The sequence below is a fragment of the Erwinia sp. PPS120 genome (genome assembly GCF_047918655.1).
Taxonomy (GTDB): Bacteria; Pseudomonadota; Gammaproteobacteria; order Enterobacterales; family Enterobacteriaceae; genus Erwinia; species Erwinia tasmaniensis_A.
Genome location: NZ_JBLREF010000078.1, coordinates 1 through 455, shown reverse-complemented (window position 1 = coordinate 455; position 455 = coordinate 1). Strand labels below are relative to the sequence as shown.

Genomic DNA, 455 nt, shown 5'->3' with positions numbered 1-455 from the left:
TTACCGCAACAGCGCGGGTGAGCAGCCTACTTTTGATTACGATTTTGAAAACGGCACCCGCCGCGCCGCCCGCGAAGATGGCGCACGGGCACACTGGCTGACAGACGTTCGTGGATACCTACTCGAAGGTCGCTCACTGCAAGCTGTATGTCACCAAAACGCCGATTACAGCAGCAGATCTGCTGAATGACCGTGTGCTGCCGTTCTACGCGTCTCAGGGACTACCTATGCTGAGAATATTGACCGACAGAGGCACAGAGTACTGTGGCAAAGTAGAGCAGCATGATTACCAGCTTTATCTGGCAATAAATGATATCGACCACACAAAGACCAAAGCAATGTCGCCGCAGACGAACGGCATCTGCGAACGGTTCCACAGGACGATATTGCAGGAGTTTTATCAAGTAGCACTGTCTCTTATACACATCTCCGAGCCCACGAGACTGGTTCTCATA

General features: G+C 52.1%; 1 protein-coding gene and 1 pseudogene. Both read left to right on the top strand.

The genetic code is table 11. The annotated features are described in order from the left end of the window. The coding region (locus ACLRGG_RS21130) for a hypothetical protein (RefSeq protein ID WP_416251555.1) at positions 1 to 190 on the top strand (190 nt) is incomplete at its 5' end. Next, positions 102 to 455: pseudogene (locus tag ACLRGG_RS21125) on the top strand (hypothetical protein); the annotation flags it as partial. The gene ACLRGG_RS21130 and the pseudogene ACLRGG_RS21125, both read left to right, overlap by 89 nt.